The following is a 13,583-nucleotide window of genomic DNA, read 5'->3' on the forward strand; positions in this document are numbered from 1 at the left end:
TTCCCTCCGCTACGGGCGAACAACCTTGCGCCTCCCGGTACCCCCCACACGCAGCCCTTTCGCCACTCTGTGCGCCTGCCGAAACACCCAGCGTAACTCGCACGTCCTTCCGGCGGTTGCACTTGGCATGTTCGGCGCCCCGCACTCCGTGACCGCGTCTGTGTCCGCGTCCGTGTCCCCTTCAGCTTCACCGCTCGTCCCGCCTCCTCGCGGTCCGACCGACGAGGGCTGTCCGGTCCGGCGGTGGTACGAGAGGGAGCTGGGCTGGCCGACGGTGCCCGGGGATCCGGTGCGGCTGGCGGTGGGGGTTCGCTTCGACGTCCTGGATGTGCCGGCCGAGGCGGGGCTCGCGGCGCTGCGGCGCCTGGGGGCGGGGGCTGGGCCTGGGCCTGGGGCTCCCGTGGCCGTACGGGGCGACCGTGTGCGGCTGCTGGTGGCCTCGGGCAGCGCGGAGGAGCTGCCGGGGCTGCTGGAGTGGCTGGAGTGGGGGTCGCTGGCGCTCGACCTGGTCGCGATCGGCGCGGGCGGGTCCATGGAGGCGCCGGTGCCGGGCGGGGTGAGCGGGGCGGGTGAGAACGTGCCGCTGCCCGGCCAGAGGGCCCCGCAGATGGCTCCCGGGGCGGCTGTGGCACCGGTTCCCGAAACCGGGCCGTTCACCGGCCGGCCGGTCTCCCCGGGCCGGGTCGGTTCCCAGGGGGCCGCCGTCTGGCTGCGGCCCCCCGAGCCGGGATGCGAGGTCGAGGCCTCGCTGCCGACGCTGTCGGCCTTGGGGGGCGGTGGGAATGCCCCCGATCTCGTACGGCTGGTGGACACGGTGGCCACGCACTGCCACCGGGTCCGGCTGCGGCGCGCGTGCGCCCGCCCGCCGGCCTCACGCGTGCAAGGTCGGTAGTGCCGCTGTTCAGCCGTTGGCCTTCTCGTAGGCCTCGCGGATGGTCGCGGGGACACGGCCGCGGTCGTTGACCTCGTAGCCGTTCTCCTTCGCCCAGGCGCGGATGGCCGCGGTGTCCTGGCTGCCGCTCGAAGCCGCGCGCGCCTTTCCGCGCCCGCCCGAAGCACGGCCTCCGGTACGACGACCGCCCTTCACGTAAGGCTCGAGAAGGCCACGGAGCTTGTCCGCATTGGCAGTGGTGAGATCGATCTCGTACGTCTTGCCGTCCAGCGCAAACGTCACGGTCTCGTCCGCCTCGCCACCGTCGAGGTCGTCGACAAGAAGGACCTGAACCTTCTGTGCCACCGGATTTCCTTTCATCGATATCTTCAGGGCCGGGGAGTGTGCCGGCGTCCGCCGTATCGCCGTCCCCTGTTATATGCAGTACTGCAGTACGTCGGAAAGCAAACCGCTTTTGCCGGAAAAACACAAACCCTCGGCAGAGACCGGGAGCCCTGGCTCCGTCCGGAAACGTGCGCGTTTCGGACATAGGGCACCGGGGCAGGTGTCGATCCCCGAATCGCCGACGATCACAGATGCAGAAGCATCCGGCTGTTGCCCAAGGTGTTCGGTTTCACTCGTTCGAGACCGAGGAACTCCGCGACACCCTCGTCATAGGAACGCAGCAGCTCCGCGTAGACATCCGTGTCGACCGGCGTCTCGCCGATCTCCACGAAGCCGTGCTTGACGAAGAAGTCGACTTCGAAGGTCAGACAGAAAACGCGGCGAACACCGAGCCAGCGGGCGGTGTGCAGCAACTTCTCCAGCAACTGGTGTCCGACGCCGGCGCCCTTGAGGCCGGGCTTCACCGCGAGAGTGCGCACTTCCGCGAGGTCTTCCCACATCACGTGCAGGGCGCCGCAGCCGACGACCTCCGCGTTGTCGTCCCGTTCCGCGACCCAGAACTCCTGGATGTCCTCGTAAAGCGTCACCGTTGCTTTGTCGAGCAGGTTGCCGCCGCGGACGTAGGCGTCAAGGAGACGGCGCACCGCCGGGACATCGCTGGTGCGGGCCCGTCGGACGGTGATGGCTTTTGCGGTGGCTTCGGGGCTCTTCGCGGACATGGGCGGACGCTATCGCCCTCCGGGGTCCTGAGCGGAGGCGGGGTTCTCGAGGTTCTCGGGGGTCAGGTTCTGCGGGGTGGGGTTCTCGGAGGCGGGCTTCTCGGTGGTGGGCTTCTCGGTGGTGGGGTTCTCGGGGGTGGGGTTCTCGGGGGTGGCTTCCGTCGAATCAGACGCTTCGGTCGGTTCCTGGGTTTCCGGGACCTGGACGATGCGTACGGCATCGCGGAGTGCCTGTCGCTGTTCCTCGCTCATCATGCCGAAGAAGGCGACGAGAGCCGCGGCGGGGTTGTCGCTCTGCGACCAGGCGTCGTTCATCAGGGCGGCGGCGTAGGCGGCGCGTGTGGAGACCGCCTCATATCGATAGGCACGGCCTTCCGCCTCGCGGCGCACCCAGCCCTTCTGATGGAGATTGTCCAAAACGGTCATCACCGTGGTGTAGGCGATGGACCGCTCCTTCTGAAGATCCTCCAGGACTTCTCGAACCGTCACCGGGCGGTTCCACTTCCACACCCGCGACATGACCGCGTCTTCGAGTTCTCCCAATGGGCGAGGCACAGCTCAGAACAATAGTGGGAGAACTCGGTAATGGCGTGGCGGACGTGCGCTTCAGCGGCGAACGTGAACAAAAAGGGCGTACGACTCGAAGGGGCGGGCCTCCCCCCGGGGGGGGGTGGGCCGCGCCGAGTCGTACGCCGTCGGCGGGGGTGTGGTCAGGCCTTCGGGGTGCCCGGGGAGGACTGGTGGGCGCCCTCCACGCGCGCGAGGGCGGCGTCCACGGCCGCGTCCTCCTTGGCCTTGTTGGCGCCGCCCTGCGTCTTCACGATCACCCGGATCACGCCGATGAAGAAGACGGCCATGACGACCGGGGGCAGCAGCGCGGAGACATAGTCCATGGATCCAGGGTAGCCACGTCAGCCCGCGGCGAGCTGCTGGGGGTTCGCGGGGGGCGGTGGGGTGGGCTTGCGGCGCGGGAAGACCTCGCCCGGGGTGGGGATGGGGCGGCTGGGCTTCGGGGTGCCGCCGGGGGTGGGGGCGGGGGGTGCTGCCGGGGTGGGCTTGGGGGCCGGTTTGGGGGCCGGGGGTTTGCGGGTGGGCTTCTTTTCGGGCTGTCGGCCTGGGGTGTCCTTGGCGGAGTCCGCGGGGGTGGAGAGGCTCGTGGAGGGGCCTGTGGAGAGGCCTCCCGGGAGAGCGTGGAGGCGGGTGCGGGCGGCGGGGACGGTGGGGGTGGCCGGGGTGGCGGAGGTGTCGGGGGTGGCTGGGGTGGCGGCCCGGGTTGTTCGGGTGGCCGGGTGGGTGGTCGAGGGGTGCTGCTGTGCGTGGGTGCGGACGTGGCGCTCGGCGAGCTGGCGGCAGCGGTCCAGGAGGGCGGCGGCGGTGGGGTTGCCTCGCAGGGCGCGGAGGGCTGTGAGGTCGTGGGGGTGGGGGCGGTATCCGGCGCCCAGGGCCTCGTCCAGGAGGGTGAGGTATCCGGCTGCGGTGCCGGGCAGGGCGGCGCGGTACCGGCCGAGATCGGCCACGAGGAAGGCGCGCAGCCTGGCTCCCTCCTGTGTCGCCTCGTCGAGTGACTCTGCTAGGCGGAGGCAGTCCTGGACGTCGTCGGACGAGGCGGGGGTGGGGTGGAGGGCGAGGGCGAGAGCGCGGCGGAGCACACGCAGCTCCTCCACGCCGAACGCCATGCCGCCGCGGGATCCGTATGGCGTGGGCATGCTGCGACGATACGCGCTAATCAGACAAATTCGGCATAGGGGGCGCGGGTGTGGCGTGGGTGTGGCGTGGGGGACCACTCGGGTGGTGGGTGGGGGTGCCTGCGGCGCCTGTGCGGGTGGGGTGGGGGTGTGCGTAGCGCCTACGCGGTGGGGGTGGGTCGGGGCCGCGCCGGGGGGGTGTCCGTCCTCGGAACGGCGCGATGGGGTCGGACGCCGACTAGCTGTTCGTTGACGCGCCAACCGCTGCGGGCGGACACCCCCCGACACGTCCCCTGCTCGCCGTACGCGGGTGCGCGTGCGCGGTGGTCCCGCCATCCGCCCCGGCAGGGGGCTCGTCACACGTCACCCCGCCCAGCCAGCGCACGTCCCATCCGTGAGCCGGCGGGTGCGGCTGCCCGTGGTGGCTTCCGCCGTCCGCTCCGACAGCGGGTTTCTCCCTCCGCCCAGCCGACGGCTTCGGCCCTCCGCCCCAGCGGGGGCTTCGGCCTCCCGCCCAAGCCAGGGCCTCGACCGTCCGCTCCAGCCAGGAGCTTCGGCCCTCCGCTTCAGCCCGGGGCTTCGGACTTCCGGGCCGGCTGCGGGCGCCTGGCTCGCCCCGGCTGCCGCAAGCCGGCGCTGCGGGTCGCCCCAGCCGCGGGCATGCGTGCCGCTCGGGGCGGCACGGGTGGGCGCGGTGGCACGCCGTTCCGCCGGGTTGCGGACCCAGTCGGCGCCGGCACCCGTGCCGAGTGGGGGCTCACATGCGGGACACGTTTCGCTCGTAGACCAGGCGTAGGCCGATCAGGGTCAGCCATGGTTCGTGTTCGTCGATGACCGAGGACTCGCCCAGGACCATGGGGGCCAGGCCGCCCGTCGCGATGACGGTGACGTCTTCCGGGTCCTCGGAGAGTTCGCGGGCCATGCGGTTGACGACGCCGTCGACCTGGCCGGCGAAGCCGTAGATGACGCCCGACTGCATGGCCTCGACTGTGTTCTTGCCGATGACGCTGCGGGGGCGGGCCACCTCGATCTTGCGGAGCTGGGCGCCGCGGACGCCGAGGGCCTCCACGGAGATCTCGATGCCGGGCGAGATGACGCCGCCGACGTACTCGCCACGCGCGCTGATCGCGTCGAACGTCGTCGCCGTGCCGAAGTCGACGACGATGGCGGGACCGCCGTAGAGCTCGACGGCCGCCACCGCGTTGATGATGCGGTCGGCGCCGACCTCCTTGGGGTTGTCCATGAGGATCGGGACGCCCGTCTTGACGCCCGGTTCGACGAGGATGGCGGGTACGTCGCCGTAGTAGCGGCGGGTCACCTCGCGGAGTTCGTGCAGGACCGAGGGGACGGTCGCGCAGATGGCGATGCCGTCGATGCCGTCGCCCAGTTCGTCGCCGAGGAGCGGGTGCATGCCCATCAGGCCCTGGAGGAGGACCGCCAGTTCGTCGGCGGTGCGGCGCGCGTCCGTGGAGATGCGCCAGTGTTCGACGATGTCCTCGCCGTCGAACAGGCCGAGGACGGTGTGGGTGTTTCCTACGTCGATCGTGAGCAGCATGGCCTTACCCGCTCCCCTACTCCGCCGGCCGCAGGTCGAGGCCGATGTCCAGGATCGGCGAGGAGTGGGTGAGGGCTCCGACGGCCAGGTAGTCGACGCCGGTGTCCGCGTAGGCCTTGGCGTTGCCGAGGGTGAGGCGGCCCGAGGCCTCCAGGGCGGCGCGGCCCTGGACGAGGGCCACCGCCTCCTCGCACTCGCCGGGCGTGAAGTTGTCCAGGAGGATCAGGTCCGCTCCGGCGTCCAGGACCTCGCGGAGCTGGTGCAGGGTGTCGACCTCGACCTCGATGGGGACGTCGGGGAAGCGGTCGCGGACCGCCTGGAATGCCTGGGCGACGCCGCCCGCGGCGACCACGTGGTTGTCCTTGACCAGGGCCGCGTCCGAGAGGGACATGCGGTGGTTGACGCCGCCGCCGCAGCGGACCGCGTACTTCTCGAGGGCGCGCAGGCCCGGGGTGGTCTTGCGGGTGTCGCGGACCTTGGCCTTGGTGCCGTCGAGCGTGTCCGCCCACGCGCGCGTGGCCGTCGCGATGCCCGACAGGCGGCACAGGATGTTCAGCGCGCTGCGTTCGGCCGTGAGGAGGTCGCGGGTGCGGGTGGTGACCGAGAGGAGCTTCTGGCCCGCCTCCACGCGGTCGCCGTCCTCCGCGTGGCGTTCGATCTCCAGTTCCTCTTCGCAGACGACCGAGATGACCGCTTCGGCGACGCGCAGGCCGGCGACGACTCCTGCTTCGCGTGCCGTGAAGTCCGCGGTGGCCACCGCGTCCTCGGGGATCGTCGCGACCGTCGTCACGTCCACGCCGTGGGCCAGGTCCTCCTGGAGGGCCACGTTGGCGATGTCCTCGACCTCGACCGGGTCGAGACCGGCGTCGGCCAGGAGCTGGGCGAGTGCGGGGTCCAGGCCGCACTCCAGGTACGCCTGCTCGTCCGCGCCGCAGGCACAGCCGTCGCCGCAGCCTCCGGACGAGGCGAGGGGAAGGTCGGGGGTGGTCACGTCGGTCACTGCTCCTGGGGGGCCTGGGGCGGGAGGGTCGTAGGGAAGTCTGTGGTGTCCGTGGTGTGCACGGCCAGCGAGCGGTCCGGATTCAGGCGTACGACGATATGGCGCCGCCAGGCGGTGTCGTCGCGCTCGGGGCGGTCCTCGCGCCAGTGGCAGCCCCGGGTCTCCTCGCGGAGCCGGGCGGCGGCGACCAGGACGCGGGCCACGCACAGGAGGTTGGTGGCCTCCCAGGTGTCGACGCCGGGCTCGGCGGTCTTGCCGTTCTCGGTGAGGGCGTCGCGGGCGTCGGTGTGCAATTGCTGGAGCCGGTCGGCGGCCTTGGCCAGGGAGCCGGCGGAGCGGAGCACGCCCGCGCCGTCGGTCATGATCCGCTGGATCGTGAAGCGGGCCTCGGCGGTGAGCAGGGGGTGCTCGGGGGTCTCCGGGTACGGGAGCGGGCGGGGCACGCGCGTGAGGAGGCCGTTCTCCGCGTGGCTCGCCGTGATGTCGGCCGCGATGCGCTCGGCGTAGACCAGGCCTTCGAGGAGCGAGTTGGAGGCCAGGCGGTTCGCGCCGTGCACGCCGGTGCAGGCGACCTCGCCGCACGCGTACAGGCCGGGGACGGTCGTACGGCCCTGGGAGTCGGTGCGGACGCCGCCGGAGGCGTAGTGGGCGGCCGGGGCGACCGGGATGGGCTCGGTGACCGGGTCGATGCCGTGGGCGCGGCAGGCGGCGAGGATCGTCGGGAAGCGGTGCTCCCACATCTCGGCGCCGAAGTGACGGCCGTCGAGGAACATGTGGTCGGCGTCCTGCTCCTGCATGCGGCGCATGATGCCCTTGGCGACGATGTCCCGGGGGGCGAGTTCGGCGAGTTCGTGCCGGCCGAGCATGAAGCGCACCCCGTCGGCGTCGACCAGGTGCGCGCCCTCGCCGCGGACCGCCTCGGAGACCAGGGGCTGCTGGCCCTCCGCGTCGGCGCCCAGGAAGAGCACGGTCGGGTGGAACTGGACGAACTCCAGGTCGCTGACCTCGGCGCCCGCGCGCAGCGCCAGGGCCACGCCGTCGCCCGTGGAGACGGACGGGTTGGTGGTCGCGGAGAAGACCTGGCCCATGCCGCCGGTCGCGAGGACCACGGCGGGTGCGTGGACCGCGCCCACGCCGTCGTGCTGGCCCTCCCCCATGACGTGCAGGGTGACGCCCGCGGTGTGGCCCTCGGCGTCCGTGAGGAGGTCCAGGACGAGCGCGTTCTCGACCGTGCGCACGCCACGCGCGCGTACCGCGTCGACCAGGGCGCGGGAGATCTCGGCGCCGGTGGCGTCGCCGCCCGCGTGGGCGATGCGGCGGCGGTGGTGGCCGCCCTCGCGGGTGAGTTCGAGGGCGCCCTCGGCGGACTCGTCGAACCGGGCGCCGGTCTCGATGAGGCGGCGTACGGCGTCGGGGCCCTCGGTGACGAGGATGCGGACCGCTTCCTCGTCGCACAGCCCGGCGCCCGCGACCAGGGTGTCGTCGAGGTGCTGCTCGGGGGTGTCGCCCTCGCCGAGGGCCGCGGCGATACCGCCCTGGGCCCAGCGGGTGGAGCCGTCGTCGAGGCGGGCCTTGGTGACGACGACGGTCTTCAGGCCCGCGGCCTGGCAGCGCAGGGCCGCCGTCAGACCGGCGACGCCCGAGCCGACGACGACCACGTCCGCGGCGATGGACCAGCCGGGCGCCGGCGCGTGCAGTCGTATGCCTGTGCTGGTCACGAGGCGGCTCCGAAGGTTCCGAAGGTGAGGGGGACATTGTCGATCAGCCGGGTCGCCCCGACCCGGGCGGCCACGGCGAGGACCGCCTCGCCGGTGAAGTCGCGCCCGATCTCGGTGAAGTCGGACGGGTCGACCAGGGCGAGGTAGTCCAGGGCCAGCGGCGGATCGAGGCGGGCGGCCTCGTCCAGGACCTGGCGGGCGGCGGCGCGGACGGCGGCCGGGCCGCCCGGGACGGCTGTCGCCACGGCGTGCGCGTCGGCCGCCGCGCGGGACTCGCCGATGGCGCTGAGCGCCTCGGCACGCGCGCGCGTGGCCGGCACCTCACGGGCCCGGGCCCGCAGCGCCTCCTGCGCGGCATGCCGGTCCTGGCCCGCGAACAGGGCGCTGGACAGCGCGAGGGCGGTGCGCCGCTCGGCGGCCGAGAGGTAGCGGTTGCGGCTGGACAGGGCCAGGCCGTCGTCCTCGCGGACGGTGGGGACGCCGACGATCTCCACGCCGAAGTTCAGGTCCCTCACCATGCGGCGGATCAGGGCGAGCTGCTGGGCGTCCTTCTGGCCGTACAGGGCGACGTCGGGGCGGGTCAGGTGCAGCAGCTTGGCGACGACCGTGAGCATGCCGTCGAAGTGGCCCGGGCGGGAGGAGCCCTCCAGGCGCTCGCCCATGGGGCCCGCGGTGATGCGGACCTGGGGCTCGCCACCGGGGTACACCTCGTCCGCCGAGGGGGCGAACACGACGTCCGCGCCGGACTTCCGGGCGAGCTCGATGTCGGCGTCCAGGGTGCGCGGATAGCGGTCGAGGTCCTCGCCCTGGCCGAACTGCAGCGGGTTGACGAAGACGGTGACGACGACCTCGCCGTCCGGGCCCGCGATGCCGCGCGCGGTGCGGATGAGTGTGGCGTGGCCCTCGTGCAGGGCGCCCATGGTCATCACCACGGCGCGGCGGCCCGCCCGCACGCGTGCGTGCAGCTCGTCGGCGGTGCTCAGCAGGGTGGTGGTCATCGGGCGTCCCCTTCGGTGCCGTCGGTGCCGTCAATGCCGTCGCTCGCGTCGGCGAGTACCCCGAGGAGGTCCTCGGCGAGCTCCGGCTTCAGCAGGCCGTGGGCCAAGGCCCGGTCGGCGGTCGCGCGGGCCATCGCCAGATAGCCGGCGACGGTCCCCGGGGCGTGCCGGCGCAGCTCGGTGACATGGGCCGCGACGGTGCCCGCGTCGCCGCGCGCGACCGGGCCGGTGAGGGCCGCGTCGCCGGAGCGCAGGGCGTTGTCCAGGGCCGCGCCGAGCAGCGGGCCGAGCATCCGGTCGGGGGCGGCGACCCCGGCCTCGCGCAGCAGGTCCAGGGACTGGGCGACCAGCGTGACCAGGTGGTTGGCGCCCAGGGCGAGCGCCGCGTGGTAGAGCGGGCGGTTCGCCTCGGCGATCCACTCCGGCTCGCCGCCCATCTCGATGACGAGGGCCTCGGCGGCCAGCCGCAGTTCCTCGGGCGCGGTGACGCCGAAGGAGCAGCCGGCCAGTCGCTGGACGTCCACGGGCGTGCCGGTGAAGGTCATCGCGGGGTGCAGGGCCAGCGGCAGGGCGCCCGCGCGCAGGGCGGGGTCGAGCACCCGGGCGCCGTAGCGCCCTGAGGTGTGGACGAGCAGTTGTCCCGGCCGTACGGAGCCGGTGTCGGCGAGTCCGGTGACCAGGTCGGGCAGGGCGTCGTCGGGGACGGTCAGCAGGACCAGGTCGGACCGCTGGAGCACCTCGGCGGGCGGCAGCACGGGCACGTCGGGCAGCAGTTGCGCGGCGCGGCGCCGGGAGGTGTCGGAGACCGCGGAGACGGCGACGGGGCGGTGCCCGGCGAGCTGCAGGGCGGCGGCCAGTGCGGGTCCCACGCGGCCGGCGCCGACGACGCCGACGGTGAGCCGCGCGGGGCGGTCCTTGGGGTCTGGCTGTGGGGTTGTGTTCACTCGACGGCGGCCTTCCCGTTCCAGTCCGCTCCGGGTACCGGACGATTTCTCGTCATGTTAACGCGATCGGTTCGAGGGGTGTTCGGTCGTCCACAGGGTGTGGGGAATGCTGTCCACAGGGTGTGCCGGAAATGCGGATGCCCGCCCGCACGCGCGCGGGGCAGGATCCGGGCATGACTGACACGACGGAACGGGACGAGCGGGCGGCCGGGCGGGAGACGGACCGGGAGCGGCGCGCACGGCTCCGTGAGCGGCGGCTGGCCGCCCATCGCGGCGCGCGGCGGGTGCTCGTGCGCTTCGCCTTCCACAAGACGCTCCGGGAGCGTCTGGCGGAGCTGGCCGCGGTGGAGGATCTGTACGACCTGGACGAGCTGTCCGACGTGTACGGCGACGGGGTCGTCGAGGCGCTGGAGGCGAAGGTCGCCGGGCTGCTCGGCACCGAGGCCGCCGCGTTCTTCCCGACGGGCACGATGGCCCAGCAGGTGGCCCTGCGCTGCTGGGCGGGCCGTACCGGCAACCCGACCGTCGCCCTGCACGCGCTCGGCCATCCCGAGGTGCACGAACGGAACGCGTTCAGCGAGGTCGGCGGCCTGCGTCCGGTGCGCGTGACGGACCAGCCGCGGCTGCCCACCGCCGCCGAGGTGCGCGACTTCGAGGAGCCCTTCGGGGCGCTGATGCTGGAACTCCCCCTCAGGGAGGCCGGTTTCGTGCTGCCCTCCTGGGAGGAACTCACGGAGGTGGTTCAGGCCGCGCGGGAGCGGGACGCCGTGGTGCACTTCGACGGGGCCCGGCTGTGGGAGTCCACGGTCCAGCTCGGGCGGTCCGTGGAGGAGATCGCGGGCCTGGCGGACAGCGTCTACGTGTCGTTCTACAAGGCCCTGGAGGGGCTCGGCGGCGCGGCGCTCGCCGGCCCGAAGGAGCTGGTGGAGGAGGCGAAGACCTGGCGGCACCGGTACGGCGGGGAGATCTTCCAGCAGTTCCCCACGGCCCTGTCGGCGCTGGCCGGGCTGGAGCGGGAGCTGCCCCGGCTGCCGGAGTACGTCGCCCACGCGCGCGTGGTGGCCGCCGCCCTGCGCGAGGGGTTCGCGGCGGCCGGGCTGCCGTGGGCCCGTGTGTACCCGGAGGTGCCGCACACCCACGACTTCCAGGTCTGGCTGCCGTACGAGGCGGACGTCCTCATGGAGGCGTCGGTCCGGACGGCCGAGGAGACGGGCGTCTTCCTGTTCGCCGCCGCCTGGATCCGGGGCGGTCCGGGTCTGGCCCACACCGAGGTGAGCGTGCGGGCCCCGGGGCTGGAGTGGACCGCCGAGGACGTGAAGACGGCGGTGACGGACTTCGTCGCCCGGTTGCCCGGGGAGGGCGGCGGCCGGTAAGGGCCGCCGCAGGGGGAGGGCCAGGCGTCAGGCCTTCGGCCAAAGCGGTCGGCCGGGCGGTCGGCCGGGCGTCAGGTGGTGAAGCCGCGTCGGGGACGCAGCCAGCGGGACAGGGCGAGTCGGATCCGGGTCCGGCCGTGGGCCGGGCGGCCGGACAGGACCGCGCGGAAGCGGCGTTCCTCGCGCCACTCGCGGACGACCTGACGGTCGTGTGTGCCGGGCGCGGGCGGGGCGGGCTCGCCGTGCTGCTGGGCGCGGTAGAGGTCGAGGAGGTGCTGCTGCGTGATGCTCATGAGGAATCGCCTCGGCAGGTCGGGGTGACGGGGGGGGTCCGAAGGCTCCGCGGCTGCCCCGGTGCCCCCACCCTGCGCCCGTACCCGGGGCGACGTCGCGTCGATTGACGACGCCCGTCAATCGACGGAGGCGTTGTCAGTGGTGGGGTGCACCATGAGGGCATGAGCGTGCACATCGACATCACGGGGCTGCGGCCGGAGGAGATCGCCGTCGTGCCCTCCCCCCTGGCCGAGCTCGGCATGGCGCTGCACGCGCTGTCCGAGCCGGGCCACCACCCGGGCCTCCAGGGCTGGGTGACGGGCGTGACGGCCCGGCTCGACCCGCATCTGGCCGACCGGATGTGCGAGGCCGACTTCCTGTGGCGGTCGACGTTCTCGGACCTGTTCCTGCCCTTCGCCGGCGTCCCGGGCGGGAGCACCCTCCCGGGCGGCACGCTCGCCGAGGAGCTGGACCTGCTCGACAAGCTGTCGGACGAACAGTTCGTGGACGCGGCACTGGAGTTCACCTGCGCCGTCGGATACGGCTCGTGCGGGCCCACCGCGCTGTCCGACCCCGAGGTGCGGCGCCGCGCCCTGGACCTGGCCGCCGCGCGCGGGCCCCAGCAGTTGCGGTTCAGCCGGCGGCTGCTGGGCGACCCGCCCTCGATCCGGGCCTGGCTGCGGCAGTTCCTCCAGGACTGCGACGAGGCGTTCTTCGCGGAGGCCTGGTCCCGGCTGCGCCACCAGCTCGCGGCGGACGCGCGGCTGAAGACGGACCTCTTCCGGCGCAAGGGCATGTCCGAGGCGCTGGCCGCGGTGTCCCCGGCGATCACGCTCGATGAGGCGGCCGCCCGGATCACGGTCGACAAGCTGGGCGGCGACGACGGTACGTCCACCGGGGACGGCGGCCTGCTGCTCGTCCCGACGAGCCTGGGCTGGCCGCATCTGATGGTCCTGCACCGGCACGGCTGGCAGCCGGTGCTGCACTACCCGGTCGGCTCCCCCGAGCTCGCCGCCCCGGCCAAACTCGAACAGCTCGCCCTGCGCATGACCGCGCTGTCCCACCCCGTGCGGATGCGGATGTGCCGCAACCTGGCCCGCAGCGCGTACACCACGGGCGAGCTGGCGCAGGTGCACGGCATGACGGCCCCGGAGATATCCCGGCACCTGGCCGTGCTGAAGAAGGCGGGCCTGCTCACCACCCGCCGCCGCGGGCGCTACGTCCTGCACCAGCTGGATGTGACGGTGGTGGCCCGGCTCGGCAGCGAGTTCCTGGAGGGGATCCTCAGATAGCCGAGGAGAACAGCCGAGAAAAGCAGCCGACGAGGGCCGGCCGGCCGCTGCCCGCTCAGCCGCGCCCGCCGGCCTGCACCAGCCCCGTCTCGTAGGCCAGCACCACGACCTGCACCCGGTCCCTGAGGCCCAGCTTGGTCAGGATGCGGCCCACGTGCGTCTTCACGGTCGCCTCGGAGAGCACGAGCCGGGCCGCGATCTCGCCGTTGGACAGGCCCTGCGCGACCAGCACCATCACCTCGCGCTCGCGGCCCGTGAGCCGCTCCAGCTGCTCGTGCTGGGGCTGCTTCGCGGTGCCCGGCAGCATCGGTGCGAAGCGGTCCAGGAGCCGCCGGGTGGTGGAGGGCGCGACGACCGCGTCACCGCTGTGCACGGCACGGATCGCGGCGAGCAGCTCACCGGGCGGCACATCCTTGAGCATGAAGCCGGAGGCGCCCGCCTTCAGCCCGGAGAAGGCGTACTCGTCGAGGTCGAAGGTGGTCAGGATGAGCACCTTCGGCGGGTCGGTGTCGGCGCAGATCCGTCGGGTCGTCTCCACACCGTCGAGCTTCGGCATGCGGACGTCCATCAGCACCACGTCGACCTCGGTCGACCGCAGCACCTGGAGGGCCTCGACCCCGTCGCCCGCCTCCGCCACGACCTCCATGTCCGGCTGGGCGGCGAGCACCATCCGGAACCCGGTGCGCAGCAGCACCTGGTCGTCGACGAGCATCACGCGGATCGTCATCGGGTCCTCTTCCAAGTCTCTTG

General features: G+C 73.0%; 15 protein-coding genes. 3 read left to right on the forward strand and 12 right to left on the reverse strand.

From position 1 onward, the window contains the following. The first annotated feature begins 127 nt into the window (after window positions 1-127). Complete coding sequence (locus KJK29_RS15770; protein ID WP_215119800.1) at window positions 128-892, forward strand: SCO3374 family protein; 765 nt, start codon at window positions 128-130, stop codon at window positions 890-892. 9 nt (window positions 893-901) lie between these two features. Here the strand turns inward: KJK29_RS15770 and KJK29_RS15775 are convergent, their stop codons facing one another. The 10 genes from KJK29_RS15775 to KJK29_RS15820 form a co-directional block, all read right to left on the reverse strand. Then, window positions 902-1,237 (reverse strand): histone-like nucleoid-structuring protein Lsr2, encoded by a 336-nt coding sequence (locus KJK29_RS15775; RefSeq protein ID WP_010048839.1) that lies wholly within the window; start codon window positions 1,235-1,237, stop codon window positions 902-904. 224 nt (window positions 1,238-1,461) lie between these two features. Continuing rightward, on the reverse strand, window positions 1,462-1,995 hold the full coding sequence (locus KJK29_RS15780; protein WP_189725877.1) for an amino-acid N-acetyltransferase: 534 nt from the start codon (window positions 1,993-1,995) through the stop codon (window positions 1,462-1,464). A gap of 9 nt (window positions 1,996-2,004) precedes the next feature. Then, window positions 2,005-2,514, reverse strand: coding sequence for a BlaI/MecI/CopY family transcriptional regulator (locus KJK29_RS15785; protein WP_251058101.1), 510 nt, complete (start codon window positions 2,512-2,514; stop codon window positions 2,005-2,007). A 191-nt stretch (window positions 2,515-2,705) separates the two neighbouring features. Beyond that, complete coding sequence (locus tag KJK29_RS15790) at window positions 2,706-2,888, reverse strand: hypothetical protein (RefSeq protein ID WP_215119802.1); 183 nt, start codon at window positions 2,886-2,888, stop codon at window positions 2,706-2,708. 18 nt (window positions 2,889-2,906) lie between these two features. Continuing rightward, window positions 2,907-3,671, reverse strand: a complete 765-nt coding sequence (locus tag KJK29_RS15795) for a hypothetical protein (protein WP_215124300.1) — start codon at window positions 3,669-3,671, stop codon at window positions 2,907-2,909. A gap of 766 nt (window positions 3,672-4,437) precedes the next feature. Further along, complete coding sequence (locus KJK29_RS15800) at window positions 4,438-5,235, reverse strand: type III pantothenate kinase (RefSeq protein ID WP_184594802.1); 798 nt, start codon at window positions 5,233-5,235, stop codon at window positions 4,438-4,440. A 16-nt stretch (window positions 5,236-5,251) separates the two neighbouring features. Then, complete coding sequence (nadC, locus tag KJK29_RS15805) at window positions 5,252-6,226, reverse strand: carboxylating nicotinate-nucleotide diphosphorylase (RefSeq protein WP_215119803.1); 975 nt, start codon at window positions 6,224-6,226, stop codon at window positions 5,252-5,254. 5 nt (window positions 6,227-6,231) lie between these two features. After that, entirely contained in the window at window positions 6,232-7,953 is a 1,722-nt protein-coding gene (locus tag KJK29_RS15810) for an L-aspartate oxidase (RefSeq protein ID WP_215119804.1), read from the reverse strand. Continuing rightward, complete coding sequence (panC, locus tag KJK29_RS15815) at window positions 7,950-8,951, reverse strand: pantoate--beta-alanine ligase (protein ID WP_215119805.1); 1,002 nt, start codon at window positions 8,949-8,951, stop codon at window positions 7,950-7,952. The genes KJK29_RS15810 and panC overlap by 4 nt, the downstream gene beginning before the upstream one ends. After that, window positions 8,948-9,895 (reverse strand): Rossmann-like and DUF2520 domain-containing protein, encoded by a 948-nt coding sequence (locus KJK29_RS15820; protein ID WP_215119806.1) that lies wholly within the window; start codon window positions 9,893-9,895, stop codon window positions 8,948-8,950. Before KJK29_RS15820 ends, panC begins: the two co-directional genes overlap by 4 nt. A 173-nt stretch (window positions 9,896-10,068) precedes the next feature. On the opposite strand from KJK29_RS15820, the gene KJK29_RS15825 reads away from it, so the two are divergent. After that, window positions 10,069-11,268 carry a threonine aldolase family protein gene (locus KJK29_RS15825; protein ID WP_215119807.1) on the forward strand — a complete coding sequence of 400 codons (1,200 nt, stop codon included), beginning with the start codon at window positions 10,069-10,071 and terminating at the stop codon, window positions 11,266-11,268. A 71-nt stretch (window positions 11,269-11,339) separates the two neighbouring features. Here KJK29_RS15825 and KJK29_RS15830 read toward each other — a convergent pair whose 3' ends face one another. Then, on the reverse strand, window positions 11,340-11,561 hold the full coding sequence (locus KJK29_RS15830; RefSeq protein WP_215119808.1) for a hypothetical protein: 222 nt from the start codon (window positions 11,559-11,561) through the stop codon (window positions 11,340-11,342). A gap of 162 nt (window positions 11,562-11,723) precedes the next feature. On the opposite strand from KJK29_RS15830, the gene KJK29_RS15835 reads away from it, so the two are divergent. Next, window positions 11,724-12,833, forward strand: coding sequence for a DUF5937 family protein (locus tag KJK29_RS15835; protein ID WP_215119809.1), 1,110 nt, complete (start codon window positions 11,724-11,726; stop codon window positions 12,831-12,833). 55 nt (window positions 12,834-12,888) lie between these two features. Here KJK29_RS15835 and KJK29_RS15840 read toward each other — a convergent pair whose 3' ends face one another. Beyond that, the gene (locus KJK29_RS15840; RefSeq protein ID WP_215119810.1) at window positions 12,889-13,560 is read right to left on the reverse strand and encodes a response regulator transcription factor; all 672 of its coding nucleotides are present in this window, start codon (window positions 13,558-13,560) and stop codon (window positions 12,889-12,891) included. Between the last annotated feature and the right edge of the window lie 23 nt (window positions 13,561-13,583).

The organism is Streptomyces koelreuteriae, from assembly GCF_018604545.1.
In the GTDB taxonomy this organism is placed as follows: Bacteria; Actinomycetota; Actinomycetes; order Streptomycetales; family Streptomycetaceae; genus Streptomyces; species Streptomyces koelreuteriae.

Coding starts and splice junctions, on each gene's coding strand:
- KJK29_RS15770 (WP_215119800.1), top strand. CDS start 128: ATGTTCGGCGCCCCGCACTCCGTGACCGCGTCTGTGTCCGCGTCCGTG.
- KJK29_RS15780 (WP_189725877.1), bottom strand. CDS start 1,995: ATGTCCGCGAAGAGCCCCGAAGCCACCGCAAAAGCCATCACCGTCCGA.
- KJK29_RS15785 (WP_251058101.1), bottom strand. CDS start 2,514: ATGTCGCGGGTGTGGAAGTGGAACCGCCCGGTGACGGTTCGAGAAGTC.
- KJK29_RS15790 (WP_215119802.1), bottom strand. CDS start 2,888: ATGGACTATGTCTCCGCGCTGCTGCCCCCGGTCGTCATGGCCGTCTTC.
- KJK29_RS15795 (WP_215124300.1), bottom strand. CDS start 3,671: ATGGCGTTCGGCGTGGAGGAGCTGCGTGTGCTCCGCCGCGCTCTCGCC.
- KJK29_RS15800 (WP_184594802.1), bottom strand. CDS start 5,235: ATGCTGCTCACGATCGACGTAGGAAACACCCACACCGTCCTCGGCCTG.
- panC (WP_215119805.1), bottom strand. CDS start 8,951: ATGACCACCACCCTGCTGAGCACCGCCGACGAGCTGCACGCACGCGTG.
- KJK29_RS15825 (WP_215119807.1), top strand. CDS start 10,069: ATGACTGACACGACGGAACGGGACGAGCGGGCGGCCGGGCGGGAGACG.
- KJK29_RS15830 (WP_215119808.1), bottom strand. CDS start 11,561: ATGAGCATCACGCAGCAGCACCTCCTCGACCTCTACCGCGCCCAGCAG.
- KJK29_RS15835 (WP_215119809.1), top strand. CDS start 11,724: ATGAGCGTGCACATCGACATCACGGGGCTGCGGCCGGAGGAGATCGCC.
- KJK29_RS15840 (WP_215119810.1), bottom strand. CDS start 13,560: ATGACGATCCGCGTGATGCTCGTCGACGACCAGGTGCTGCTGCGCACC.